Here is a 24570-nt window from a genome sequence, read left to right as displayed (position 1 = left end):
GAACCCGCTGGCTCCATGTGTGCTGCCTGTCCCGACCGTACTGATGGAGGTGAACCGCCGTGGCACTCTCGATTTCGGCGGTGGTGCTGCTGGCGATCGTCGTCTTCCTGCTGATCCGGAAATCCGGACTGAAGGGCGGACACGCGGTGGTCTGCATGTTGCTCGGCTTCTACATGGCGAGCTCGTCGATCGCCCCGACCATCTCGGAGGTGACGTCGAACGTGGCAGGCATGATCGGGGGAATCAAGTTCTGACGGGTGCGCCGCCGGGCGCCCCGGACACCGTGGGCGTTCGGCCCGGAGGGCGGCCTGCTCGTAGGGTGGTCCCATGAAGGACCTTCCCGCCCGCCGTCTGCTCCTGGTGCACGCGCACCCCGATGACGAGTCGATCAACAACGGCGCCACCATGGCCAGGTATGCGGCCGAGGGCGCCCACGTCGCCCTGGTGACGTGCACCCTCGGCGAGGAGGGCGAGGTCATCCCACCGGACCTCGCGCACCTCGCCGCTGACCGGGACGGCGGCCTGGGCGACCACCGCATCGGCGAACTCGCCGCCGCGATGCGGGAGCTCGGGGTCGCCGACCACCGGTTCCTGGGCGGCCCCGGCCGGTTCCGGGACTCCGGGATGATGGGAACCGAGCAGAACCACAGGCCCGATGCCTTCTGGGCCGCAGGACTCGACGACGCGGCCGGCCACCTCGTCCGGGTGATCCGCTCCCTGCGCCCCCAGGTCCTGATCACCTACGACCCCGACGGCGGCTACGGCCACCCCGACCACATCCAGGCGCACCGCGTCGCGATGCGCGCGGTGGACCTGGCCGCAGATCCCGCGTACGACGCCGGAGCAGGGTCCCCGCACACCGTCGCCAAGGTCTACTGGAACCGGGTGCCCCGTTCCGTGGCCGAGGAGGCCTTCGCGCGGCTGCGGGGTACCGCCCCCGACGCCTTCCCGGGCATCGCCGCGATCGACGACGTCCCCGGTGTGGTGGACGACGCGGAGGTCACGGCGGAGATCGACGGATCGGCGTACGCCGCGGCGAAGACCGCCGCGATGCGGGCGCATGCCACCCAGATCGCGGTGGACGGGCCGTTCTTCGCTCTTTCGAACGACCTGGGGCAGCCCGTTCTCACCACCGAGTACTACGAGTTGGTGCGCGGCGTACCCGGCGGCGAGGATGGTGTCCGCGAGCACGACCTCTTCGCGGGCGTGCCGGACGCGGCCCCCGCACCAGGAGCACTGACATGAGCAGCAGGCAGAGGCGGCGTGCCTCGTCGCAGTCGCCGCGTACCCACGCCCCGCCCAGGAGCCCCGTGCCCACCGGTCTCGCCGCGCCCCTCAAATCCGCACGGATTCCCCTGTACGTGGGCCTCGCGGTGCTGGGCGCGGCCGTCGGGCTGGCGGGGACCCTCCTCCAGGCGGCCCTGTTCCCGGGCGGGTTGCTGCTCGCGCTCGCCGCGTCGGCGGGGCTGTTCCACGGCGGCCGGGTGGTGACCGGAACCCAGCTCGGCGCGCTGGCACCGGCGGTGGGGTGGCTCATCGCCGTCATCGTCCTCCTCGGCGGGCGGCCCGAGGGCGACTACGTCTTCGGTGAGGAGCTCGGCCTCGCGCTCTTCATGCTCGGAGGGATGGCTGTCGCTGTGATGTGCGCCACGATGCCGCGGCTGCCTTATCCGGCCAAGGACACCGGCCGATCCGGCTCGTGATGTGGTATGTCCGCTCCCCGATTGCCCTTCCGCGCGGCAGTGGGTGCATCCTTGTCTCCCCCGGGCGCGGAGAGTCTTACGGCGGCGGCCAGTATGGTGGTGCGCGCGCCGAGCCGTCCCCTGGCCTGCGGCACGGGGGAAGTACGGGCGGCGGAGCCGATCGGGAGAACCTGCTTTGAGTCGTGAAACTGACAGTTCGTCCTCCGGGCCCCAGGGGCGCGGCGGAGCCGCGTACCCCTCGGGTACGCCGCCGTACGGATCACGCCAGTATCCGTCGCTGCACCCGTCCCAGGACGGGCCGGAGGACACTCCGGAGCCTGTGGACCCGCCTCGGCCCGAGGAGCCCAGAACAGAGACGACGCTGACGACGCGTATCCGGATCAACATCCCGGGCTCGCGGCCGATCCCGCCTGTCGTCATGCGTACGCCGATGAGCGACACGGACCCGTCCGGCGTGCGTCCACATGCCGAGCGAACCGGCAGCACCCTGGGGCCCGGCGCACCCGCGCCGTCATCCGGTGGGGCACCCGGCGCGGGCCCGGACGCGCGTGACGGCGGCCCGGCCGAGAAGCCGGCCAGGGAGAAGAGCGGCAGCGACTGGTTCGCCCCGCGCAAGGCGCCGGCCCCCGTGCCCGGTACGGGCGCGGCACCCGCCGCCTCCGCCTCCGGAGCACCCGGTCAGGGCCCCGGCTCCGGTGGCGCCCCATCCGGCGGTCCTGCCGACGAGGGTCGTGGCCCAGGCCCGACACTGCCCCGCCCGGACTCGCCCTCCTTCCCGGGCGGCGCTCCCCGTCCCGGACGCAGCGCCCTCGACAGCCTCGACGACCTCGACGCCGGTCCCCTTCCCACGCCGGACCCCGGCCTGCGGCCTCCGGTCGGCCCGGGTCCCTCCGGTCCCACCACCGGTCCGGCTACCGGGAGTTCGTCGCTGACGCCGAACCTCGGCCCGTTTCCCGGTGCGGCCGGCGCGGCGGCTCCTGGCGGCCCGTCCGGCCCCCGGCCGGGCGGCCCCGGCGGCGTACCTCCGCGCATGTCGGACGACACCGCGATCCTGACGCCGCAGGCTCCCGCGCCGGGCCCCGGGTCCGGCTCCGGCGGCAATGTCTCGGGCGACACGCTCACCAGCGGTATCCCGGTCATCCCTTCGGAGCCCCGCTCGGTGTTCCCGGGCGGGCCCGGCGGGATCCGGCCGGCCGAAGGCCCCTTGGGCGGCGGACCGGCGGACACGGGAGTCCGGGCGTCCGCCCCCGCTCCGAAGGCCACGCCGCCTGCCAAGAAGGGCCGCTCCAAGCTGGTCCTCCTGGGCGTGGCCGTCGTCGTGCTGTCCGGCGTGGCCTACGGCGCCGGCCTGCTGATGAACCACTCAGAGGTTCCCAAGGGCACCACCGTGCTCGGCGTCGACATCGGCGGCGGCACGAAGGAAGAAGCGGTCACCAAGCTCGAGGCCGCCCTCGGCGAGCGGGCCCGGTCCCCTCTCCAGCTGTCCGTGGACGGCAAGGAGGAGAAGCTCGCTCCTGAGAAGGCCGGTCTCACCCTGGACAGCCAGGAGACCGTCCGTGGCGCTGCGGGCAGCGACTACAACCCGGTCTCCGTGATCGGTTCTCTGTTCGGCGGAGCACGCCCCGCCGACCCGGTGATCCCGGTCGACGAGGAGAAGCTCGGAGTCGCGCTGACCGACCTGGCGGGCATCTCCGGCGCCGCCAACGACGGCACGATCAAGTTCGAGCCGAACAAGGCCGTGGCCGTCCCCGGCAAGTCCGGGAAGGCGCTGGACGTCAACCGGTCGATGATCTTCGTACGCGATGCCTACCGCACGCAGGTCCAGACCGGTGAACCGGCCGATGTCCAACTGCCGGTGGCCGCCACCGAGCCCACCATCACCAAGGCCGAACTGGACCGGGCGATGAAGGAGTTCGCCGAGCCGGCGATGTCCGGTCTGGTCACCATCAAGGCAGGGCCCAAGCAGATCGACTTCGGCCCCGCGAGGTCTCTGCCGCAGATCCTTTCCATGAAGCCGGTCGACGGCAAGCTGGTCCCCGCCTACGACAGGGAAGCGATCGACACCCTGCTGGACGGGGTCTTCGACGGCATCATGATCACCAAGGGCGACGGGAAGCAGCACCAGGTCAGTGCCACCGACGTGGCCCAGGCCATGCAGAGCGCGCTGCTCGGCAGGACCCCCGCCGAGCGCACCGTCGCGATCGACCTGACCGGCGCGGGCTGACCGGCTCCGCCACACCCGTACGACGCCGCCCCCGCCCGGAGTTCCGGGCAGGGGCGGCGTCGTACGGCCTCATCGGAAGGGGACGGTTCCGTGTCCACCCCATGGAGCTTGACGATCGACTGCGCGCACCCGAAGGCGCTGGCGGCCTTCTGGGCGCAGGCGCTCGGGTACGTGGCAAAGCCACCGCCTGCCGGGTTCGGCAGCTGGGAGGAGTGGTTCAGCCATCACGACGTCCCGGAGGAGGAGTGGGACGACGGTGCCTATCTCTCCGACCCGGACGGTGCGGGCCCCAGCCTGTCCTTCCTGAAGGTCCCGGAGCCGAAGACGGCGAAGAACCGGCTGCACCTCGATGTGCGGGCGGGCGGTGGCCGGGAGACCCCGTGGGAGATCCGGTGGCCCCGGGTGGCCGAGGCGGTGGAGCGGCTGACGGCCGCCGGTGGCACGGTGATCCGGGTGCACGAGCTGCAGGGGCGGCCCGACCATGTGGAGATGGCGGACCCGGAGGGCCATGAGTTCTGCGTGGTCTGAACGGGGCGGGGACCGGCCGCGCTCGCGGCCGGTCCCCGCCCCGCCCGGCTCTACGGGAAGGACACCACCTGTGACGGGACGGTGGTGTCACCGGATGTGGGGGATCCGGTGTCGTTGATGACGTGTTCGTACTGTCCCTTGCCCCCGAGGGACACGACGAGCAGGTCGTGGAACTTCACTCCGGGTTTCACCGGCGCCTGGAACCCGTGTTGCTGACGGATGGTCGGGTCGACGTTGAAGAAGCAGTAGCTGCCCATGCCCCAGCCCTCGTGGGTGGTGACGGAGTCGTCGACCTTGTAGCCGGCGTAGCCCTTGATGTCGCCGTTCTGGATGGCGGCCTGGTCGGGGGCGTCGTACGCCTTCTCGTTCTGGAAGAAGATCGTCTTTCCGTTCTCGCCGGACCACTGGACGTCGTACTTGTTGAAGTGCTCGACGAACAGGCCCGTGGCCAGCACATCGTCGCCCTTCACGTGGACGCCGTAGTCGGCCCGGTTGGTCTCCCAGCCGACTCCGTCGCCGTGGTCGGCGCGCCAGACCCATGTGTGGTCGATGATCGTGTCGTTGCTGTTGACGACGATGCTGGTGGTCGCCTTTCCGGGGCCCGCTCCACCGATACGGACGAACACGTCCTGCAGCGAGGTCGGGTTGGCCGAGTGATCACCCGAGGCGCCGTCGGGGCCCACCTCGATGAGCGTCTCGGAGTTGACCGGTCCCGCGTCCACCAGGAGTCCGGCGAGCTTGACGCCGTCGACGTCGCCGACCTTGATCGCCGTCACGCCGTTGTCCGGAATGATCGTCGCGAGGCCCAGACCGAGGGCGACGGTGTCCGCGCGGTCGATCTCGATCGTCTCGTCGATGTGGTAGACGCCCGGGGTGAACAGCAGATGCAGGCCCTGGTCCACGGCCGCGTTGATGGTCTGCGCGGTCGCGCCCGGCTTGACCACGTAGAACTGGTCGAGGGGGATGGACTCGCCCTCCGGGGTGCCGTCGGCCCAGGTCGTGCCACGTGCGTCGGTCCGCTTGGCGGGGACGAAGACCTTGTAGTCGTCGCCGTCGAGGTGGAGGAAGGGCTTCTCGCGGGAGACGGGGGTGGTGTCCAGGGTGGTGTACGGGGGTTCGGGGAAGCTCTGGGCGGGGGCGCCCTCGACGCCGGAGAACGTCATGTTCCAGACGCCGTTGCCCCAGCTGCCGATGGAGCTGTCGCGGGTGTACCACTGCTGCTGGGAGTAGGGGCCGACCTGGCCGTCGATCTTGCTGTCGGCGATGTAGCCGCCGCTGGCCCAGCCGTAGCCGTTCGGCGCGAGGTTCAGGCCGCCCTTGACGTGCATACGGCGAAAGGGTGCGGCCTGGGAGACCGCCCAGCGGTTGGTCCCGTTGACGGGGTTGAGGGCCAGGTTCTCGGCCGAGCGCCAGAAGTTCTGGGTGGCGTTGCCGTCGAACCAGCCGGCGTCGACGGTGACATCACCGTTGAAGGTGGTGTCGTCGGGGTTCAGTCCGAGCCCGGCGATGGAGGTGTAGAAGCCGATCTGGGCGTTGATGTCGTCGTACGTGCCCGGCTTGAACATCAGCGCGTAGCGGTCGCTGCCGAACTGCGCCGACTCCTGCTTCTTGAAGATCTCGTCGACCTTGCCCTGGATGTCAGGGGTCGAAGGGTCGAAGACCAGCACGTTGGGGCCGAGGTCGCCCCCGCCGGGCACCTTCTGGGCCTCGTTGCCGAACGCTGCCTGGGCTGTGGGGAAGGCCATGAGCAGCGAAACGGCGAGCGCGGCGAAACCGAGCGTCTTGGACCTGCGGTGTCGGCGGGGGGTGGTGGGGGGTGCGGAGTTCGTGGGGGGAACGTGCATGGGTGACGTCTCCTGGGTCGTGGTACGGAGGCACGACGGAACCTTGAGAGCGATGAGAGAGCGCTCTCTCTTGTGGGCGATGTAACCGGTGTCGCCCTGGACACGTCAAGAGGTGTGCGTCTGGAGCCTCGTTCGATTGCCGCCCGGTCAATAAATGACGGCGGGCGTACGGCAATTGCGATGCTTTGCTCTCAGATCACACCCCGGGTGAGTTCACAGGATGGCCGCCCGGCCACCCGCTCCGGCGTTCTGGGCGCTGTGGTTCGCGTAGCGGACTCGCATGATGCGCCACGCGAACCGATGGTGCGGAGCGGGAAGGTGCGTCCACCCGGCGGAGCCGGGTCCCCCGGTGTTCCCGAGTTCGGCACGCCGGGGTGCCGGCCGAGAACACTCACCGTCCGGGGCGACGAGCCGAAGGCCGTTACCGGAGGCCCGCCCGCTGTCGGGTCCGCGCTAATTGAGCAGCGCCCTGGCGGCCTGGGCGCGGTGGCGGATGGCCTCGGCGGCCGTCGGCTCGATGCCGTCGACGATCTCGGCGTACTCGTCCATCTCCGCCGCCCCGCGCAGGAACTCCCCGCGCTGCACGAGGAGCAGGGCCCGCTCGTAGCGGAGTCTGGCCGGGTGCGAGGGCAGCAGCAGGGAGAGGTCCAGCGCCCACAGCGCCACGTCCGTACGCTCGGGCCGCGCCGACGCCCAGGCGCGGATGTTGTTCAGCATCCGCAGCACCGTCTCCAGCGGCCTGGCCGGCACCGGCGTCGACGCCGTCGGCGGTGTTCCGGTCGCCCCCGTCACCAGCAGCTCCGCGTCCTCGCCGCTCAACGGGGCGCCGCCGGCGGAGGGGTCGGCCAGCACCCGCTCGGCCGGGTCGCCGAAACCGACCACGTAGTGGCCCGGCAGAGCCACCCCGTACACGGGTGCCCCTGCCCTCCGGGCGACCTCGATCCAGACCACGGACAGCAGGATGGGCAGTCCTCGGCGGCGTCGCAGCACCTGCTGGAGCACCGACGAGTCCAGCCGCTGGTAGTCCTGGGACGAACCCGCGAAACCGCAGCGCCCACCGAGCAGTCCGGCGAGCGCGGACGCCCAGGCGCGGGCGCTGCGGGCTCCGTACGGGAGCAGTCCGGCCAGCCGGTCCAACTCGATCTGTGCCGCGTCGATGCCGTACGGATCGGCGTCCTCGGACGACGGCGGGGAGGCCTCCGCACCCAGAAGCAGGCAGAGCAGCGCGAGGTCGGGCCGTTCGGCGCGCGCCTCCTCGGCGAACCGCTGCCGTCGTCCGGCCGTGCCGGGATCCTCAGCGCTCATGTGTGACCCGTGTCCCTGCTGCTGTCACCGCTACGCGGCCCGGAAGTGGTGGTAGCGGTGGTGGGTGGCGAAGCCCATGCCGTCGTACAGCGCACGGGCACCTTCATTGTCCGCCTCCACCTGGAGCCACGCTGCCGAGGCGCCCTCGTCCAGGGCCGTGCGGGCCAGGGCGGTCATCACCGCGGTGGCGAGACCGCGGCGTCGGTACTCCGGGCCCACCTCGACGGCCATGAAGCCCGCCCAGCGGCCGTCCACCACACAGCGTCCGATCGCGGCCGGCACCCCCGCCGGATCGTCGCCCGGCACGGAGGCGAACCACACCGAGGGCCCGCTGCCCAGCACCTTCAGCGCATCGGGCCCCGGGGTCTTCGAGCGTTGGTACCGGGAGAGCCACCCGTCGTCCGTCTCCGGCGCCGTACGTACGGCGGAGACGTCCGCGTCCAGGTCGCCGACCGGTGCCAGCGCCGCGATCCGCACCTCGGCCGTGACCTCGCGCAGCCAGCCGTGCTCCTCCAGGGCCGCGCAGAGCCGCTCCTGCGTGCCCTCCGCGCCCGTGGCCGTCTGGATGTAGGCGGGCAGGCCCCGTTCCCCGTACCAGCGCTGGACGTGCGCGAGCGCCTCGCCGAGCGGGAGGCCCGGATCGCCGAGCGGCAGCACGGAGTTGGCGCGGCGGGTGAATCCGCCGGCCGCGCGCAGCCGCCAGTCGCCCAGGGGCTCGCTCTCCACGGGTTGCCAGGCGCGTGCGGTGGCCAGGGCGAGTTCCTCGAAGGAGGCGGCGGGTCCACGACGGCGTGCCGGGGCCGGGGGCACCACCTTGCCCGCCACCAGCCTGGACTCCGCGATGTGGACCCTTTCGCCGCTCCTCGTTGTGACGGAGAGCACTTCACTGTCCCACGATGTGAGAACTCCGACCGTGTCGGTGAACTTCGCGCCCTCGCCCGGGGCACCGACGACGCGCCGTACGGATACCCGTTTGCCCACGTCAGCGGGCGTCATGCGAACCTCGAGCCGTCCGCCGATGGTGAATTCCACAGCTCTGTTTGCCCCTCCTGTTCGGATCGTGCCCCGGAACGGAGATACTAGGGGCGGGCATCGACGACGCCGCGCTCCCGCGCGAGAGCCAACGCCCTACCGAGGAGGAACGACAGCGTGACCTACGTCATCGCGCAGCCTTGTGTCGACGTGAAGGACAAGGCCTGCATCGAAGAGTGCCCCGTCGACTGCATCTACGAGGGCTCCCGGTCCTTGTACATTCATCCGGACGAGTGTGTCGACTGCGGAGCCTGTGAGCCGGTCTGCCCGGTCGAGGCCATCTTCTACGAGGACGACACCCCGGAGGAGTGGAAGGACTACTACAAGGCGAACGTCGAGTTCTTCGACGACCTCGGCTCGCCGGGTGGCGCTTCCAAGCTGGGTCTCATCGAGCGCGACCACGCGTTCATCGCCGCGCTGCCGCCGCAGAACCAGTAACGGCCTCACCCGCGACAGTCGCGGGCGAGGTCGTAAGCGGCCGCACGAGCGCCGCCCGGTCCCGTACGGCTCGTCACCGTGCGGGGCCGAGGTGTTTTCCGGCCGCCACGCCCCCGTACGAGAAAGCAGAGTTCCGTGTCCGCAGCAGTTCCCGTCTCCTCCCGTCTCCCGGTCTTCCCCTGGGACAAGCTCGCGCCCTACAAGGCGACGGCCGTGGCCCATCCGGACGGCATCGTGGACCTGTCGGTCGGTACGCCCGTCGACCCGGTGCCCGAGCTGATCCAGCAGGCGCTGATCGCCGCCGCGGACAGCCCCGGCTATCCGACGGTGTGGGGGACCGAGGCGCTGCGTGACGCCCTCACCGGCTGGGCGGAGCGCAGGCTCGGCGCGGCCGGCGTGACGCACGGGAACGTGCTGCCGGTCGTCGGCTCCAAGGAACTGGTCGCCTGGCTGCCGACCCAGCTCGGCCTCGGCGCGGGCGACAAGGTCGCCTACCCGCGGCTCGCGTACCCGACGTACGAGGTCGGCGCGCGGCTCTGCGGCGCTGAGCCCGTCGTCTACGACGACCCGACGGAGCTGGACCCGGAGGGTCTGAAGCTGCTCTGGCTCAACTCCCCGTCCAACCCGACGGGCCGCGTCCTGCCGAAGGACGAGCTGACCCGGATCGTGGCCTGGGCGCGCGAGCACGGTGTGCTGGTCTTCAGCGACGAGTGCTACCTGGAGCTCGGCTGGGAGGCCGAACCCGTCTCCGTGCTCCACGCGGACGTCTGCGGCGGTACGTACGAGGGCGTCGTCGCCGTTCACTCGCTCTCCAAGCGCTCCAACCTCGCCGGTTACCGCGCGGCCTTCGTGGCGGGTGACGCGGCCGTCCTCGGCGAGCTGCTCCAGATCCGCAAGCACGGCGGGATGATGACCCCGGCCCCGGTCCAGGCGGCGACGGTCGCGGCGCTGGGCGACGACACGCATGTGGCGAAGCAGCGGACGCGCTACGCCCGGCGGCGCACGGTGCTGCGGGCGGCGCTGGAGGCCCATGGCTTCCGGATCGAGCACAGCGAGGCGAGCCTCTACCTCTGGGCCACGCGCGACGAGCCGTGCTGGGAGACCGTGGCGCATCTGGCGGAGCTCGGCGTCCTCGTGGCACCGGGCGACTTCTACGGGCCGGCCGGGGACCGCTTCGTGCGGGTGGCGCTGACGGCCTCGGACGAGCGCGTGGACGCTGCGGTCGAGCGGCTGTCGTAGGGGCTGCCCAGAGGGGCTTCGCGAAGCGGACCCCGTATGCGCCGAGGGGCCTCGGGAGTGCGCACTCCCGAGGCCCCTCGGCGCGCCCTGTGCGGCGCACTTCCGGCTGATCAGCCGAGCGGCAGGCCCTTGGTCGGGAGGGTGTTCTCCGTCAGCTTGCCGTCCGCCACGGTGCCGGCCTTCCGGAGGGTCTTGCCCGCGGCGGGGAGGGTCGTGCCGACCAGCTTGCCGCCGGTCTCGTTCGTCGCCTTGGAACCCTGCTTCGAGGTGGAGTCCAGCGTGCTGCCGAGTCCGGCACCGTCGAGCGAGGTGAGGCCGCCGAGTGCGGGGGTCTGCGGGAGCCCCGCGGCACCCGCGGCACCGGCCGCGCCGACCACGGGGGCCGCGCCTGCGGCGATCAGCAGCGCGGCACGGGCGATCCTGCGGGTCAGGGGGAGGGACATGATGCTCCTTCGACGGGACGTCACGGGTTCACGGCGGATGTGGAATCCGCCTGTCCGGTGATCGGACGCACTGAACAACCGGTCCGGGGGCGGGGAAGGTTGCGGGGCACCGAGGTAAAGACTGGGTAACGCATCGGATAATCCGCAACGGGGGGACCCGGGGGCGTGACGCATCCGGCGAGCACCTGCTGAACCGTCACTCCCCCCTGCGGCCAGGAGAATCCGCTTCGACGGCGGGGGTGCGGAAACGATGGCGGGAGCGTGGGCGGGTGAACGCCCGGCGACCCGTACGGAGGACGGGTCGCACTACTGAGCGAGCCGCATCCGGACCGTGGTGGTGCCCGATTCCTTACGTTCCGTCCGCCACCCCGTGTCGGCGCTCCAGATCCGGCCGGCGTACGAGACCTCTTCGATCCGCAGGGTGCCGGCCCGCGCGACCGCCCAGTGGGCGAGTTCCCAGCCGCGCTGGGACGTGGCCTCGTCCCCGGCCCGTACGGGCACGGACACCGTGCCCGCCGCGGAGGCGCCGGCGGACCCGGCGGAGGGCAGGACGTCCTTGCCGAAGGCGCGCACCAGATCGGACCGCACCTCGGCCGCGTCCCCGGGGCCCCCGTCGGCAGCCGTCGGCAGTGAGCAGGTCAGGGAGGCGGGGGCGCGTCCGGTCAGTGCGGCGGACAGCAGGGCGGCATCCGGCTCGTGCTTGGCGTACGCCTGCGGGAATCCGCTCTTCTGCACACGCTGGGCGGCGACCGTCAGCGGCAGCCGCGAATAGCCCGGGACCTCGGCGAGGTGCTCGTAGAACTTCCCGGCCGAGTAGACCGGGTCCATGATCTGCGCGGGCGTTCCCCACCCCTGCGAGGGGCGCTGCTGGAAGAGCCCGAGCGAGTCCCGGTCGCCGTGGTCGATGTTGCGCAGCGCGGACTCCTGCAGCGCGGTCGCCAGCGCGATGGTCACCGCGCGTTCCGGCAGCCCGCGCGTGGTGCCCGCGGCGGAGATCGTGGCGGCGTTGGCGGCCCGGTCGGGGCTCAGCTCGTACGTGCGCCCCTCGCCCCCGTCGGCGGGCCCCACGGTGCATCGGGGCGCGCCACTGTGGCTGGTGACGTACTGCACGGCCAGATAACCGGCCAGAGCCACGAGCACGGCGAAGGCGGCCGTGACGCGGAAGAGACGGCTGCGGCGGGGAGAGGAGCTGGTCCGGGGCACGCGGCCCACCGTACTGGAGGGCACGGCCGGGGCCGCGACCGAAGTCCCTTAGGGTCGTGACCATGGATGGACACACGCTTGACCTCGCCCTGGACGGTCCGGAGCTCACCGCCCGGCTGGTCGACTTCCCCTCGGTCAGCGGGCAGGAGAAGGACCTCGCCGACGCCATCGAGGCGGCCCTGCGCCCGCTGCCGCACCTGACCGTCGACCGCCACGGCAACAACATCGTGGCCAGGACGCGGCTGGGCCGTGCCGAGCGCGTCGTGCTGGCGGGGCACATCGACACCGTCCCGATCGCGGACAACGTGCCGTCCAGGCTCGACGACGACGGCGTGCTGTGGGGCTGCGGGACCTCCGACATGAAGTCGGGCGTCGCCGTCCAGCTGCGGATCGCGGCGACGGTGCCGGAGCCCAACCGCGACCTCACGTTCATCTTCTACGACAACGAAGAGGTCGCCGCCCACCTCAACGGCCTCGGGCACGTGGCCGCGGCGCACCCGGAGTGGCTCGAAGCGGACTTCGCGGTCCTCCTGGAGGGCTCCGACGCCGAGGTCGAGGGAGGCTGCCAGGGCACGCTGCGGGTCCATCTGCGCTTCGAGGGCGAGCGGGCCCACTCCGCACGCGGCTGGATGGGGTCCAACGCGATCCACGCCGCGGCCCCGGCGCTGGCCCGGCTCGCCGCGTACGAACCGCGCCGGCCGGTCATCGACGGCTTGGAGTACCGCGAAGGCCTCAACGCCGTCCGTATCGAGGGCGGCGTGGCCAACAACGTCATCCCCGACGCCTGCACCGTGGTCGTCAACTACCGGTACGCGCCGGACCTCACGGCCGAGCAGGCCGTGGCGCACGTCCAGGAGGTCTTCGCGGGCTGCGGCGTCGCCGAGTTCGTCGTCGACGACCACTCCGGAGCGGCGATGCCCGGCCTCTCGCACCCGGCGGCCAAGGCGTTCATGGACGCGGTCGGCGGCACGGCCCTGCCCAAGTTCGGCTGGACCGACGTGTCCCGTTTCGGCTCCCTGGGCATCCCCGCGGTGAATTACGGCCCCGGGGACCCCCTGTTCGCCCACAAGCGGGACGAGCACGTGCGGATCGAGAGGATCACGCACTGCGAGGAGCGTCTCCGCTCCTGGCTCACCAGCTGACTCACGGCATTCCCCCGTGCGTAACCTCCCTCGATCTACGCTGAAGCGACACACGCACATCGCAGGTCGGCGGAGGGAGCAGGTCATGGGCAACCCGGAGGACGCACGGATCCCCGAGGGCGCGCAGATTCCTGAGGGCGCGGTGAAGCCGGAGGAACAACGACTGGGTCCGGTACTGCGCCGCAGGGAACAGGTCCAGCCGGGCACGACCGATCAGCGGCTGCTGGATTCCGAGGGCGACTCCGAGTGGGTCCACACCGACCCCTGGCGGGTCATGCGGATCCAGTCGGAGTTCGTGGAGGGCTTCGGCGCGCTGGCGGAACTGCCCAGTGCCATCAGCGTCTTCGGCTCCGCCCGCACCCCGGCCGGCGGGCCGGACTACGAGGCGGGCGTACGGATCGGCAAGGCGCTCGTGGAGGCGGGATTCGCCGTCATCACCGGTGGCGGCCCCGGGGCGATGGAGGCGGCGAACAAGGGGGCCCGGGAGGCGAAGGGCATCTCCGTGGGGCTCGGCATCGAACTGCCGTTCGAGTCCGGCCTGAATCCACATGTCGACATCGGCGTCAACTTCCGCTACTTCTTCGTCCGCAAGACGATGTTCGTGAAGTACGCGCAGGGCTTCGTCGTCCTGCCCGGCGGCCTGGGCACCCTGGACGAGCTCTTCGAGGCGCTGACCCTGGTGCAGACGGGCAAGGTGACGCGCTTCCCGATCGTCCTGTTCGGTACCGCGTACTGGGGCGGCCTGGTGGACTGGCTGCGGGACACGGTGGTCGCGGGCGGCAAGGCGTCCGAGCGGGACCTGATGCTGTTCCACGTCACGGACGACGTGGACGAGGCGGTCCGGCTGGTGACGAAGGAGGTCGGCCGCTAGGCCTCTCGTTCGGATCAGGCCGGGCCCCGGGCGGCCTCCGGGCCACCCGGGGCGGGGAGGGCGGTGGGCCTACGCAAGACCCCGGCGTGCGACCGCCGGTGGGCGGTGGCCCGCGATGGACGCCACCATGTCCAGGACCTGCCGGGTCTCGGCCACCTCGTGCACCCGGTACACCTGTGCCCCCAGCCACGCCGACACGGCTGTCGTCGCGAGCGTACCGATCACGCGTTCCTTGACCGGCCGGTCGAGCGTCTCCCCGACGAAGTCCTTGTTGGAGAGGGAGACCAGCACCGGCCAGCCCGTGGCCGTCATCTCGTCCAGCCGGCGCGTCGCCTCCAGCGAGTGCCGGGTGTTCTTCCCGAAGTCGTGCCCCGGGTCGATCATGATCCCGTCCGGCCTGACCCCGAGCTCCACGGCCCGCTCGGCGAGACCCAGGGTCACCCGCAGGATGTCCGCCATCACGTCGTCGTAGACGGTACGGTGCGGTCGCGTACGGGGCTCCGCGCCGCCCGCGTGCGTGCACACGAGCCCCGCTCCGTACCGCGCGGCCACCTCCGCCAGCTTCGGGTCCACGCCGCCCCACGCATCGTTCAGCAGGTCCGCTCCGGCCTCGCAGACGGCCTCACCCACATCGTGCCGCCAGGTGTCCACGCTGATCACCACGTCCGGGTGGCGGCGGCGTACCTCGGCGACGAAACCGACCGTGCGGCGCGCCTCCTCCTGGGCCGTCACCTCCTCGCCGGGGCCGGCCTTCACGCCGCCGATGTCGATGATCGCGGCGCCTTCCGCCACGGCCTGCTCGACCCGGGAGAGCGCGGGTTCGTCGTGGAACGTCGCCCCCTGGTCGTAGAAGGAGTCGGGCGTCCGGTTCACGATCGCCATGATCACCGGCTCGCGCGGCCCGAACTCCCGCCGCCCCAGCCTGAGCGCCCCGCTTCGCATTCCTGGTTCCTCCCTGTAGCTCGCCTGCGACCCTAGGGCCTCTCGTGCACCGGACCCCGCTCCCTGATCCGGCCTGATCCAAATGAATGACCCTAACTGTCAGTGGCGCATGGCACGATTTGACTCGGACAGGTAATCCGCTCCCTGGGAGATGCACGTGTTCTGGTTCTTGCTGCTCACGATGGCCGTGGTCGTGGCCGCGGTCACCCTGGCGGTGGTCGGTGGAGGCGGAAGCGCGGTGCTGCAGGACGTCGAGCCCGAGCGGCTCACCGACCCGCTGCCCGCGAACCGCCCGGTCGGCCGTGCCGATGTCGAGGCCATGCGGCTTCCCATGGCCGTGCGCGGCTACCGCATGACGGACGTGGACGAGGCCCTCGGCAGGCTGGGAGCCGAACTCGCCGAGCGGGACGCCCACATCGCCGAGCTGGAGTCCGCGCTCGCCGGTGCTCAGGCGACCGCGGTGAACGGCCCCGACCTGTTCAAGCGGCCGGGCGACCCGCCGGCCGCTGAGGACGGCCCGCAGGACGAGGAGGCCGGCGGGCGGTGAGCGGCACCGAACCGGCGGCGGACGGGCGCCCGCGCTGCCCGTGGGGCCTGTCCACGCAGGACTATCTCGCCTATCACGACACGGAGTGGGGCCGCCCGGTCCACGGCGACGACGCCCTCTTCGAGAGGCTCTGCCTGGAGGCGTTCCAGTCAGGGCTCTCGTGGCTGACGATCCTGCGCCGCCGCGAAGGCTTCCGCAGCGCGTTCGCCGGATTCAAGATCCCCGCAGTGGCGGAGTTCACCGACGCCGACAAGGAACGACTCCTCGCCGACGCCGGAATCATCCGCAACCGCGCGAAGATCGACGCCACGCTCGCCAACGCCAAGGTGCTGGCCAGCTGGGGCGAGGGCGAGCTGGACGCCCTCATCTGGTCCTACGCACCCGACCCGGCCACGTCGCCGGCCCCCCGCACCCTCGCTGACGTCCCGGCGGTCACCCCGGAGTCCACAGCATTGGCCAAGGACCTGAAGAAACGCTCCATCCGCTTCGTCGGCCCCACCACCGCGTACGCACTGATGCAGGCGTGTGGCCTCGTCGACGACCACCTGGCCGACTGCGTGGCCCGGGGCGGCGGCCGGTAGCCCTACCTGCCGAGATACTTCGCCGTCTGCTTCGCGAGGAACGCCTCGACCGCGATCGTGTGGTCCTGCGACGCACCCGCCTTCGTCTGGAGTTCGTCCTCCTTCTCCAGCGTCTCGGCGAGCGTGTGCCCGGCGCCGTATGCCACCGAGGCCTTCAGGGCCGCATACGCCAGCGTCGGACCGTCCGCGAGGGCGCGGGCCACCGCGTGCGCCTCCTTCGCCAGGTCGGCGGCCGGCACCACCTTGTTCGCGATGCCCAGCTCATAGGCGTCCTGGGCGGAGATGGAGCGGGGGAAGAGCAGCAGGTCGGCGGCGCGGCTCGCGCCGATCAGCCGGGGCAGGGTCCAGGACATGCCCGAGTCGGCGGTCAGCGCGACGCCCGCGAAGGACGTGTTGAAGGTGGCGGTGTCGGCGACCACGCGGTAGTCGGCGGCGAGCGCGAATCCGAAGCCCGCCCCCGCTGCGACCCCGTTGACGCCCGCGACCACGGGCTTCTCCATCTCGGTGAGGGTGCGCACGATGGGGTTGTAGTGCTCCCGCACCGTGCTCAGCGCGTTGCCGCCGGCCGACTCGCGGGCCTCGGCGAGCTTGGCGACGTGCTCCCTGAGGTCCTGGCCGACGCAGAAGGCGCGCCCGGTGGCGGTGAGGAGAACGGCCCGCACGGCGGGGTCGTCCGCGACTGCCCGAAGAGCGTCGCGGAGCGAGACCTTGGCGGAGGTGTTCATGGCGTTCATCGCGCCGGGGCGGTTGATCGTGATCGTCGCGAGCCCGTCGCTCACGTTCGTGAGCACCGTGTCAGCCGTGGTGTCGGCCATGTCGGCCATTGCTGGGTCTCCTTACGGGGCCGGCTTCGTGCCTGTCGAGGCAAGCATGGCGGACTTCGGGTGACCCGCACATGTGACCTGCGTCTAACGATTGGACCTCGGCTGAGGGCCGACGGCGGCGCAGTATCGCAGCCGGATCGCCGAATTAGGTGGTTTTGGGAGAGCGCGTTGCGCAAGCGATGCCGACCGATGTTGGTCATCGGGGTCCCTGATGCGGGATAATGCGGAGGAAGCATTGTGTTCGACGCCGGTGAGGCAGCGCCTGTCATGGGGCCGCCGGCTGCGATGAGCTGGTTTCAGGAAGGGGAACGAGCATGGCGGCCATGAAGCCGCGGACGGGCGACGGCCCGCTCGAGGTGACAAAGGAGGGGCGGGGCATCGTCATGCGCGTTCCGCTCGAAGGCGGCGGTCGGCTTGTCGTCGAGCTGACTCCGGACGAGGCCGACGCACTCGGTGACGCGCTGAAGAAGGTCGTCGGCTGAGGCAGAGGCGCCCACACTTCACTACTGCCCCGGACGGATTCCGTGCCGGGGCAGTAGTGCGTCCGTGGCCGAACCCGGCGGAGGTGTCAGGGGGCCGTACGGTCAGCCGCGCCGCACCGCGCACAGCAGCCCGTCGCCCACCGGCAGCAGTGTCGCCATGAGCTCCTGGCTCTCGCGCACGGCCCGCAGCAGTTCGCGCAGGCGCAGTACCTCGGCCGGCTGTGCGGCCGAGTCGATCGTGCGGCCGTCCGCGAAGACGCCCTCGAAGCAGACCAGGCCGCCCGGCCGGAGCAGGCGCAACGATTCGGCGAGGCAGTCCAGGCTCTCGAGCCGGTCGCCGTCGCAGAAGACGAGGTCGTATCCGCCGTCCGCGAGCCGCGGAAGTACGTCGAGGGCGCGCCCCGGGATGAAGCGGGCCCGGTTCGTGGCGAAGCCTGCCGCGCGGAACGCCTCACGGGCGAACTGCTGCCGCTCGGGCTCCGGGTCGACGGTGGTCAGTACGCCGTCCGGGCGCATGCCCTGCAGCAGATAGATACCGGACACACCGGTTCCGGTGCCGATCTCGGCCACCGCTTTGGCGTCCGCGGTGGCAGCGAGCAGGCGCAACGCCGCACCGGTGCCTGACGACACCGGGCGGAGCCCTGTCTCCTGAGCCCGGTCCCGGGCCCAGAGCAGAGCTTCCTCCTCGGCGACAAAGGCGTCGGCGAATGCCCAGCTCGTCTGCCGGTTGGCGGTAATGACGCTCTCCTGTCCCCGTAGTTGGCGCAACCGTGACTGTATCCGCTGGACCCGGGAACCCGCAGATGGGACCGGGCGTTGGGAAAGGGCAGAGGGGAACACACGGGCCGGCCCCTGCGGCCGGGCCCGGAATGTGCCTCTTGCTCCCGGGGACACCGGGCACCAGCAGGTAAAAGGCTTATCCGGAGCTAACGGGCGAGGTGGCTATGGTAGGGGCTCCACTGGACACCACCAGAGCCGATAGGGGAGGTGCGGCTGCGCCTGTGGATCGGAGAGGTGCGCTGCGGCGTTTTCTCAGGTCGGCGGGTGAGCCGAAATCCGTGACCAACATTGCTGACCGTTCTTCCAACGATTCCGCACCGACCGCGACCTTCGCCTCCGATGCGGATTCCCAGGCGTGGACCCCGCCCTCATGGGAAGAGATCGTCAGCACGCACAGTGCCCGGGTGTACCGCCTCGCCTACCGGCTGACGGGAAACCAGCATGACGCCGAGGACCTGACCCAGGAAGTCTTCGTCCGCGTCTTCCGGTCGCTGTCGACCTACACGCCCGGCACTTTCGAGGGCTGGCTGCACAGGATCACGACGAATCTCTTCCTTGACATGGTCCGCCGCAAGCAGCGGATCCGCTTCGACTCCCTCGGCGATGACGCGGCCGAGCGGCTGCCGAGCCGTGAGCCGTCCCCGCAGCAGGTCTTCAACGACACGCACTTCGACGCGGACGTCCAGCAGGCGCTGGACACACTCGCGCCCGAATTCCGTGCCGCGGTCGTGCTCTGCGACATCGAGGGACTCTCGTACGAGGAGATCGCCGCCACACTCGGCGTCAAGCTCGGTACGGTGCGCAGCCGCATCCACCGCGGCCGGTCGCACCTGCGCAAGGCGCTCCAGCACCGTTCGCCAGAGGCGCGTGCCGAGCAGCGTTCCCTCGCGGACGCGGTCCTTGCAGGGGAGGGCGGAACGGCGTGAGCGGCACAGGTCCGACCCCCGCGGAACAGCATCTGGGGGACCGGCTCGCCGCCCTGGTCGACGGCGAGCTCAAACACGACGCCCGGGAGCGGGTCCTGGCCCATCTGGCGACCTGCGCCAGATGCAAGGCCGAGGCCGACGCCCAGCGGCGGCTGAAGAACGCCTTCGCGACGTCCGCCGCCCCTTCGCCGTCCGAGGGGTTCCTCGCCCGCCTGCAGGGTCTCCCCGGGGGCCCCAGTGAGAGCGCCGACGGCCCGGGCGACGGCATGAACGGCAGCAGGCGCTTCGGGGACGGGATCTTCCCCGCGCTGCAGCCCGGCGCGCCTGCGGAACCGGGGCGCTCGCCGTTGGACGGCATCGGATATCTCCCCACCGCCCACGGCTCGACCGCCGTACTGCCGGGCGGCTCGTCCGGTTCCGGCTTCCGCATCCATGACGTGGGCCGGGACGCCGACCGTTCACCCTGGCGAGCCCGACGCTTCGCGTTCGTCGCGGCCAGCGCGGTCTCGCTCGCGGCCATCGCGCTGGGCGGCTCCCTCCCGCTCGACTACGGCCCCGACGCGCCGGTCAGCGCCGAGGGCGCGGGCAGCAACGCGACTCCGCTCGGCGCCGGGGAACGGACCGGCGGGGCCGGCGTCGCGGCCAGCCGCAGTGGTGGCGGGGCTCTCGCCGTCGGCGCGGACCAGGGTGCCCGGCCGGGCCCGTCGCTGTCTCCGCCCGCCCGGCCCGTGCTCGCCTCCGCGCTCTCGTCGCTGAGCGCTTCGGCCCTCACGGGCGGCACGTTCGCCTGCCCGGTACTGAACGTGACCGTGCCGCCGCTGATAGGCCCGACCGAGGCCACCCCGCTGCACCCGGCCGCATTCGACGACCGGTTCGGCGGCGGAGCGCACTCGGAGCCGTCCGTACCGCCCGCACCGTCCGCGACGGCTTCCGCGCCACCGCCGCACGACCACGCGATGCCGTTTTCCCCGCTGCGCTGACCGGGGCCCTGCGCGCGGATTCGCAAACCTGGTTGAATTCCGGGAGGGACGCCCCTGTGGGGGCGTGCAAGGGCCAGTTGCGGGGAGAACATGGACGACGGGAAGCCCAGCGGGCCGAAGACGAAGTGGTGGAGCCGTCCTTCTACGGAACGGAATCATCCGGATGAGCCGGAGGACGTGGCGGCCGCCACCGACTCGGGTACGACAGCATCCGCGCCCACGGCGGCGGCCGCGGATGAGGCCGCCGCGGCCGGAGAGCCGCCCAGCCCTCATGCCCCGGACGGCGATTTCCGCCCCGCCCCACCGGCCGCTCCCGCACCGCCCACCGCCGAGCCGCACGGGGCGACCCCCGCGTCGGCGGCATCCGCCCCGGCCCTATGCGCACCGCCCGCCGCCGAGCCGCTCGGGCGCCGTACGCAGCCGCTGCACGCGCCCGATGAGTACAGCACCCCGCCTTACGGCGGTCCGGGGCCGTGGGCGCCCGCGCCGCCCGTGCAGCGCCCGGTGCCGACTCCGGCCCACGGGACCCCCGTACCACCCGTACCGCCGCCGTACGCGGGGACGAACGGCCACAGCGTGGCCGCGCCCCTCCGCGTCCCCGCCCCTGCTCCGGCACCGGGCGGTCAGGGGCACACCGAGGCCTGGGCGCCCCCACCCGCGCCGCACACCGTGCCGCAGCAGCACACGGCGCCCCAGCCCTCCCCGCCCGCCGCACCGGCCCCGCAGACCCAGCAGCAGCCCTCGCAGTGGCTGCGGTACGACCCGTGGGGCGCGCCCCAGCAGCCGCTGAGCCACCCGGGCCCCGGCCAGGGCCCGGAGACCCGGCCACGCAAGGGGCGCCGGGGGGCGGTCCTGGTCGGAGCCGCGCTGCTCGCCCTCGTCGCCGGAGGGATAGGCGGCGGCGTCGGTGCCTACGTCGAGCGCAACGGCGGCCTGACCACGGTGGAGCTGCCCCAGTCCGGCCGGGCCGACGGCGGCCGGGCACCCGACAGCATCGCCGGTATCGCCGCCAGCGCGCTGCCCAGCGTGGTCACCCTGCACGTCAACGGTTCCGCCGAGTCCGGCACCGGTACCGGCTTCGTCCTGGACGGCAAGGGCCACATTCTCACCAACAACCATGTGGTCGCCCCCGCGGGCTCCACCGGGGACATCACCGTGACGTTCAGCGGCGGCGAGAGCGCGTCGGCCGAGATCGTCGGCAAGGACAGCGGCTACGACCTGGCCGTCGTCAAGGTGACCGGTGTCTCGGGCCTCAAACCGCTCCCTCTCGGGAACTCCGACAACGTGCAGGTGGGCGATCCCGTCGTGGCCATCGGCGCACCCTTCGACCTGTCCAACACGGTCACCTCCGGCATCATCAGCGCCAAGCAGCGGCCCATCACCGCGGGCGGCGAGAAGGGCGACGGCACCGACGTCAGCTACGTCGACGCCCTGCAGACCGATGCCCCGATCAACCCGGGCAACTCCGGCGGCCCCCTGGTCGACGCCGACGCCCGGGTCATCGGCATCAACAGCGCCATCCGCGGCGCCGACAGCGGATCCGGTCTCGACGGCGGCCAGTCCGGCTCAATCGGTCTCGGTTTCGCCATACCGATCAACCAGGGCAAGCGCGTCGCCGAGGAACTGATCAGCACCGGGAAGGCCACCCACCCGGTGATCGGCGTCACGCTGGACATGGAGTTCACCGGTGACGGAGCCAAGGTCGGGGGCGGGACGGCCGACGGCAAAGCGGCGGTGACCGAAGGCGGCCCGGCCGACAGAGCGGGCATCCGGCAGGGCGACGTCATCACCGAGGTGGAGGGCCGGCGGGTGCACAGCGGCGAGGAACTGATCGTCAAGATCCGCGCCCACCGGCCCGGTGACCGGCTCGGTCTCGTCCTGACCCGCGGTGGCAAAGACCTGTCCATGACTTTGACACTGGGTTCGGCGAGCGGCACCTGACGGCCACCGGCAGGTACCGCGCGGACAGCTTCGCCGGGTACCGTGGAGCGGCCCGGGCCCCTGATGACCTGGTGGCGGTGAACACGCGGAGACCACGCAGAGAACACGAGGAGCAGCAAGGTGTTCAATGACATAGGCGCACTCGAGCTGCTGACGCTCGTGGTTCTCGCCGTGCTCGTTTTCGGCCCGGAGAAGCTGCCGAAGGTCATCCAGGACGTCACGCGCACCATCCGCAAGATCCGGGAGTTCTCGGACAGCGCCAAGGAAGACATCCGCTCGGAGCTCGGACCGCAGTTCAAGGACTTCGAGTTCGAGGACCTCAACCCCAAGACGTTCGTCCGCAAGCAGCTCATGGACGGCGACGACGACCTGGGGCTCAAGGACATCCGCGAGAGCTTCGACCTGCGCAAGGAGATGGCCGAGGTCACCGACGCGGTGAACAGCCGCGAGAGCGACTCGTCCGCCGGCACCGCCGCCGCGGCGACGTCCGGCACGGCCGCGGCCTCCGGTGCCGCCGCCACGCCCGACCTCCTCAGGAAGCCCGCGCAGCCGGCCAAGGACGAGCGTCCGCCCTTCGACGCAGACGCCACCTGAGACCGGTCAATCCCGACTCGTCCGGACGGTATCGCTATTCTCCATCTGTCCGGTAGCGAGGTTGCCCATGCCCACGGGGGGAGGGCCGCGCCGGATCAGTGAATGATCGAGGAGGCGGCCGGGCAGATGGAGACGACGAGTCGGGCAGGGGCGGACGGTGCGTCCAGCGCAGTCACCGCAGAGGGGGTGCCGGCGACCCGGCGTACTGTCGACGGCTATCTCAAGGCGCCGTTCCCCTGGTACGGACTGGACGAGGCCTTCGCAGGTCCGCGCTGGCTGATGCACGTCACCGCCGCGGCGGACGAGACCGTGCAGCACGGTTCCACCGGGCACGGGGAGGAGCCCGTCGTGCGGGCCGAGGCGGGGGCGGAGAAGGCGCGTTTCGCGGTGGTCGTGACCGTGGGCAGCAGCCCCGTACGGCACAGCGACGACGGTACGGGGGTGCTGGACGCCACCACGGTCTCGTCGGCGGCCTGGCTGGCGGGCTCAGGCCTGCTGGACTGCACCTGGCCCCCGCAGATGGACCACACGCTGCGTGGCGAATGGCTGAAGCAGCAGACGGAGACAGCGTTCGAGCTCGCGGACGATCTGGGCAGGGCGCCCTGGTCGACCCTGTCCCTTCCGGTGGACGGCGTGCCGGTGGACTTCCACTACCGCGAGTCGGAGTTCGGCTGGGTGCTCGCGGGCTCGGCCCCCGACGGGGTGCACATCGGCGCCTACGGGCGCGGCATGAGCGCCTACGGCCTGGGTTTCGCGGTGATCGGCGACATCGCGTCGTACGAGAACTGAAGCCGCACGCGAACGGGTGGGGGCGGTCTCCTGGGAGTCCGCCCCCACCCGTCTCACGGTCAGAACTTGTTGCGCGGGGTGAGACCCAACGACATGCCGGACAGACCGCGCTGACGGCCGCTCAGCTTCTCCGCGATGGAGCGCAGCGCGGAGCCCGCGGGGGAGTCCGGGTCGGACAGGACCACGGGCTTGCCCTCGTCGCCGCCCTCACGCAGCCGTACGTCGATGGGGATGGAGCCGAGCACCGGCACCTCGGCGCCGACCGTCTTCGTCAGCCCCTCGGCGACCCGCTGTCCACCGCCGGAACCGAACACGTCGACCACCTCGTCGCAGTGCGGGCACGGCATGCCCGACATGTTCTCGACGACACCGACGATCTTCTGGTGGGTCTGCACGGCGATGGAACCGGCCCGCTCGGCCACCTCGGCAGCGGCCTGCTGCGGGGTCGTGACGACCAGGATCTCGGCGTTGGGCACGAGCTGTGCCACGGAGATCGCGATGTCACCGGTGCCCGGCGGCAGGTCGAGGAGCAGGATGTCCAGGTCGCCCCAGTACACATCGGCGAGGAACTGCTGCAGCGCGCGGTGCAGCATGGGACCGCGCCACACCACCGGGGCGTTGCCCGGGGTGAACATGCCGATCGAGATCACCTTCACGCCGTGCGCGGACGGCGGCATGATCATGTTCTCGACCTGGGTGGGCTTGCCGTCCGCACCGAGCATCCGGGGCACGCTGTGCCCGTAGATGTCCGCGTCGACCACGCCGACCTTGAGCCCGTCGGCCGCCATCGCCGCCGCGAGGTTCACCGTCACCGAGGACTTGCCGACGCCTCCCTTGCCGGACGCGACCGCGTAGACCCGGGTCAGCGAGCCGGGCTTCGCGAACGGCACCTCGCGCTCCGCCGTGCCGCCGCGCAGCGACGAGGCGAGCTCCTTGCGCTGTTCGTCGCTCATCACGTCGAGCGTGACCTCGACCCGTGACACGCCCTCGACGCGGGCCACCGCGTCGGTCACGTTCTTGGTGATCGTCTCGCGCATCGGGCAGCCGGAAACCGTGAGATACACGGTGACAGCGACTACACCGTCAGGATCGATCTCGACCGACTTCACCATGCCCAGCTCGGTGATCGGTCGGTGGATCTCCGGGTCGTTCACTGTCGCCAGTGCTTCGCGCACCGCGTCTTCCGTAGCCATACGGACGATGGTACGGCGC

The 24570-nt window shown here is 71.5% G+C and carries 25 protein-coding genes and 1 pseudogene; 17 read left to right on the top strand and 9 right to left on the bottom strand.

All coding sequences use genetic code 11. The annotated features are described in order from the left end of the window. Positions 1-59 precede the first annotated feature (59 nt). The 5 genes from ACWD04_RS01830 to ACWD04_RS01810 all read left to right on the top strand — a co-directional run bounded on the left by ACWD04_RS01830 (position 60) and on the right by ACWD04_RS01810 (position 4455). A complete protein-coding gene (locus ACWD04_RS01830; RefSeq protein ID WP_056793925.1) occupies positions 60-254 on the top strand; it encodes a DUF2304 family protein in 195 nt (64 codons plus the stop codon). Between the two features lie 73 nt (positions 255-327). Then, entirely contained in the window at positions 328-1245 is a 918-nt protein-coding gene (gene mshB, locus ACWD04_RS01825; RefSeq protein WP_451127005.1) for an N-acetyl-1-D-myo-inositol-2-amino-2-deoxy-alpha-D-glucopyranoside deacetylase, read from the top strand. Next, positions 1242-1703: a DUF6113 family protein gene (locus ACWD04_RS01820; protein ID WP_451127003.1), complete on the top strand. Its 462-nt coding sequence runs from the start codon at positions 1242-1244 to the stop codon at positions 1701-1703. Before mshB ends, ACWD04_RS01820 begins: the two co-directional genes overlap by 4 nt. A gap of 175 nt (positions 1704-1878) precedes the next feature. Continuing rightward, positions 1879-3927: a hypothetical protein gene (locus tag ACWD04_RS01815; RefSeq protein WP_451127001.1), complete on the top strand. Its 2049-nt coding sequence runs from the start codon at positions 1879-1881 to the stop codon at positions 3925-3927. Positions 3928-4017: 90 nt separating this feature from the next. Further along, a complete protein-coding gene (locus tag ACWD04_RS01810; protein WP_451126999.1) occupies positions 4018-4455 on the top strand; it encodes a VOC family protein in 438 nt (145 codons plus the stop codon). Positions 4456-4505: 50 nt separating this feature from the next. Here the strand turns inward: ACWD04_RS01810 and ACWD04_RS01805 are convergent, their stop codons facing one another. From ACWD04_RS01805 to ACWD04_RS01795, 3 genes are all read right to left on the bottom strand, one after another. Next, the gene (locus ACWD04_RS01805; RefSeq protein ID WP_451126997.1) at positions 4506-6299 is read right to left on the bottom strand and encodes a coagulation factor 5/8 type domain-containing protein; all 1794 of its coding nucleotides are present in this window, start codon (positions 6297-6299) and stop codon (positions 4506-4508) included. A gap of 453 nt (positions 6300-6752) precedes the next feature. Beyond that, the gene (locus ACWD04_RS01800) at positions 6753-7604 is read right to left on the bottom strand and encodes a transglutaminase family protein (protein WP_451126996.1); all 852 of its coding nucleotides are present in this window, start codon (positions 7602-7604) and stop codon (positions 6753-6755) included. A gap of 30 nt (positions 7605-7634) precedes the next feature. Next, complete coding sequence (locus ACWD04_RS01795; RefSeq protein WP_451126994.1) at positions 7635-8636, bottom strand: GNAT family N-acetyltransferase; 1002 nt, start codon at positions 8634-8636, stop codon at positions 7635-7637. A 117-nt stretch (positions 8637-8753) separates the two neighbouring features. Between ACWD04_RS01795 and fdxA the strand changes: the two genes are divergently transcribed. After that, positions 8754-9074 (top strand): ferredoxin, encoded by a 321-nt coding sequence (fdxA, locus tag ACWD04_RS01790; RefSeq protein ID WP_014154250.1) that lies wholly within the window; start codon positions 8754-8756, stop codon positions 9072-9074. Positions 9075-9209: 135 nt separating this feature from the next. Further along, positions 9210-10313: a succinyldiaminopimelate transaminase gene (dapC, locus tag ACWD04_RS01785; protein ID WP_451126992.1), complete on the top strand. Its 1104-nt coding sequence runs from the start codon at positions 9210-9212 to the stop codon at positions 10311-10313. A 164-nt stretch (positions 10314-10477) separates the two neighbouring features. Here the strand turns inward: dapC and ACWD04_RS01780 are convergent. Together ACWD04_RS01780 and ACWD04_RS01775 are read right to left on the bottom strand one after the other, a co-directional pair. Further along, positions 10478-10756, bottom strand: a pseudogene (locus ACWD04_RS01780) (ATP-binding protein); the annotation flags it as partial. A 306-nt stretch (positions 10757-11062) separates the two neighbouring features. Then, positions 11063-11959 (bottom strand): hypothetical protein, encoded by an 897-nt coding sequence (locus ACWD04_RS01775; RefSeq protein WP_451126990.1) that lies wholly within the window; start codon positions 11957-11959, stop codon positions 11063-11065. A gap of 62 nt (positions 11960-12021) precedes the next feature. On the opposite strand from ACWD04_RS01775, the gene dapE reads away from it, so the two are divergent. Both dapE and ACWD04_RS01765 read left to right on the top strand, forming a co-directional pair. Then, complete coding sequence (gene dapE / locus ACWD04_RS01770; protein WP_451126988.1) at positions 12022-13101, top strand: succinyl-diaminopimelate desuccinylase; 1080 nt, start codon at positions 12022-12024, stop codon at positions 13099-13101. 85 nt (positions 13102-13186) lie between these two features. Continuing rightward, positions 13187-13972 carry an LOG family protein gene (locus ACWD04_RS01765; RefSeq protein ID WP_451126986.1) on the top strand — a complete coding sequence of 262 codons (786 nt, stop codon included), beginning with the start codon at positions 13187-13189 and terminating at the stop codon, positions 13970-13972. 69 nt (positions 13973-14041) lie between these two features. Here the strand turns inward: ACWD04_RS01765 and folP are convergent, their stop codons facing one another. Continuing rightward, positions 14042-14914 carry a dihydropteroate synthase gene (gene folP / locus ACWD04_RS01760; RefSeq protein WP_451126984.1) on the bottom strand — a complete coding sequence of 291 codons (873 nt, stop codon included), beginning with the start codon at positions 14912-14914 and terminating at the stop codon, positions 14042-14044. Positions 14915-15065: 151 nt separating this feature from the next. Here folP and ACWD04_RS01755 point away from each other — a divergent pair, with 151 nt between their 5' ends. Both ACWD04_RS01755 and ACWD04_RS01750 read left to right on the top strand, forming a co-directional pair. Next, positions 15066-15461, top strand: coding sequence for a DivIVA domain-containing protein (locus ACWD04_RS01755; protein WP_451126982.1), 396 nt, complete (start codon positions 15066-15068; stop codon positions 15459-15461). Then, a complete protein-coding gene (locus ACWD04_RS01750) occupies positions 15458-16042 on the top strand; it encodes a DNA-3-methyladenine glycosylase I (protein ID WP_451126980.1) in 585 nt (194 codons plus the stop codon). The genes ACWD04_RS01755 and ACWD04_RS01750 overlap by 4 nt, the downstream gene beginning before the upstream one ends. 2 nt (positions 16043-16044) lie before the next feature. On the opposite strand, the gene chcB is transcribed toward ACWD04_RS01750, so the two are convergent. Continuing rightward, positions 16045-16857: a 2-cyclohexenylcarbonyl CoA isomerase gene (gene chcB / locus ACWD04_RS01745; RefSeq protein WP_451127439.1), complete on the bottom strand. Its 813-nt coding sequence runs from the start codon at positions 16855-16857 to the stop codon at positions 16045-16047. Between the two features lie 323 nt (positions 16858-17180). On the opposite strand from chcB, the gene ACWD04_RS01740 reads away from it, so the two are divergent. After that, entirely contained in the window at positions 17181-17348 is a 168-nt protein-coding gene (locus ACWD04_RS01740; protein WP_003966491.1) for a DUF3117 domain-containing protein, read from the top strand. A gap of 102 nt (positions 17349-17450) precedes the next feature. Here ACWD04_RS01740 and ACWD04_RS01735 read toward each other — a convergent pair whose 3' ends face one another. Continuing rightward, positions 17451-18116, bottom strand: a complete 666-nt coding sequence (locus tag ACWD04_RS01735) for an O-methyltransferase (RefSeq protein ID WP_359470509.1) — start codon at positions 18114-18116, stop codon at positions 17451-17453. Positions 18117-18292: 176 nt separating this feature from the next. Between ACWD04_RS01735 and sigE the strand changes: the two genes are divergently transcribed. The 5 genes from sigE to ACWD04_RS01710 all read left to right on the top strand — a co-directional run bounded on the left by sigE (position 18293) and on the right by ACWD04_RS01710 (position 23358). After that, positions 18293-19054 (top strand): RNA polymerase sigma factor SigE, encoded by a 762-nt coding sequence (sigE, locus tag ACWD04_RS01730; protein ID WP_208765960.1) that lies wholly within the window; start codon positions 18293-18295, stop codon positions 19052-19054. After that, positions 19051-20034 carry an anti-sigma factor family protein gene (locus tag ACWD04_RS01725; RefSeq protein ID WP_451126978.1) on the top strand — a complete coding sequence of 328 codons (984 nt, stop codon included), beginning with the start codon at positions 19051-19053 and terminating at the stop codon, positions 20032-20034. Before sigE ends, ACWD04_RS01725 begins: the two co-directional genes overlap by 4 nt. 90 nt (positions 20035-20124) lie before the next feature. Further along, positions 20125-21975, top strand: coding sequence for a S1C family serine protease (locus tag ACWD04_RS01720; RefSeq protein ID WP_451126976.1), 1851 nt, complete (start codon positions 20125-20127; stop codon positions 21973-21975). A 120-nt stretch (positions 21976-22095) separates the two neighbouring features. After that, complete coding sequence (locus ACWD04_RS01715; RefSeq protein ID WP_451126974.1) at positions 22096-22569, top strand: sec-independent translocase; 474 nt, start codon at positions 22096-22098, stop codon at positions 22567-22569. Positions 22570-22695: 126 nt separating this feature from the next. Beyond that, the gene (locus ACWD04_RS01710; RefSeq protein ID WP_451126972.1) at positions 22696-23358 is read left to right on the top strand and encodes a hypothetical protein; all 663 of its coding nucleotides are present in this window, start codon (positions 22696-22698) and stop codon (positions 23356-23358) included. 59 nt (positions 23359-23417) lie between these two features. Here the strand turns inward: ACWD04_RS01710 and ACWD04_RS01705 are convergent, their stop codons facing one another. Next, positions 23418-24551 carry an Mrp/NBP35 family ATP-binding protein gene (locus ACWD04_RS01705; RefSeq protein WP_451126970.1) on the bottom strand — a complete coding sequence of 378 codons (1134 nt, stop codon included), beginning with the start codon at positions 24549-24551 and terminating at the stop codon, positions 23418-23420. Positions 24552-24570: the final 19 nt, after the last annotated feature.

It is taken from the genome of Streptomyces sp. NPDC002911 (assembly GCF_053591835.1).
Note: the sequence above shows the minus strand (reverse complement) of the source record. Positions and strands in the feature narration are given on the sequence as shown.

Coding starts and splice junctions, on each gene's coding strand:
- ACWD04_RS01765 (WP_451126986.1), top strand. CDS start 13,187: ATGGGCAACCCGGAGGACGCACGGATCCCCGAGGGCGCGCAGATTCCT.
- sigE (WP_208765960.1), top strand. CDS start 18,293: ATGGTAGGGGCTCCACTGGACACCACCAGAGCCGATAGGGGAGGTGCG.
- folP (WP_451126984.1), bottom strand. CDS start 14,914: ATGCGAAGCGGGGCGCTCAGGCTGGGGCGGCGGGAGTTCGGGCCGCGC.
- ACWD04_RS01755 (WP_451126982.1), top strand. CDS start 15,066: ATGCACGTGTTCTGGTTCTTGCTGCTCACGATGGCCGTGGTCGTGGCC.
- ACWD04_RS01720 (WP_451126976.1), top strand. CDS start 20,125: ATGGACGACGGGAAGCCCAGCGGGCCGAAGACGAAGTGGTGGAGCCGT.
- ACWD04_RS01820 (WP_451127003.1), top strand. CDS start 1,242: ATGAGCAGCAGGCAGAGGCGGCGTGCCTCGTCGCAGTCGCCGCGTACC.
- chcB (WP_451127439.1), bottom strand. CDS start 16,857: ATGGCCGACACCACGGCTGACACGGTGCTCACGAACGTGAGCGACGGG.
- ACWD04_RS01705 (WP_451126970.1), bottom strand. CDS start 24,551: ATGGCTACGGAAGACGCGGTGCGCGAAGCACTGGCGACAGTGAACGAC.
- ACWD04_RS01800 (WP_451126996.1), bottom strand. CDS start 7,604: ATGAGCGCTGAGGATCCCGGCACGGCCGGACGACGGCAGCGGTTCGCC.
- ACWD04_RS01710 (WP_451126972.1), top strand. CDS start 22,696: ATGGAGACGACGAGTCGGGCAGGGGCGGACGGTGCGTCCAGCGCAGTC.
- ACWD04_RS01740 (WP_003966491.1), top strand. CDS start 17,181: ATGGCGGCCATGAAGCCGCGGACGGGCGACGGCCCGCTCGAGGTGACA.
- dapE (WP_451126988.1), top strand. CDS start 12,022: ATGGATGGACACACGCTTGACCTCGCCCTGGACGGTCCGGAGCTCACC.
- ACWD04_RS01805 (WP_451126997.1), bottom strand. CDS start 6,299: ATGCACGTTCCCCCCACGAACTCCGCACCCCCCACCACCCCCCGCCGA.
- mshB (WP_451127005.1), top strand. CDS start 328: ATGAAGGACCTTCCCGCCCGCCGTCTGCTCCTGGTGCACGCGCACCCC.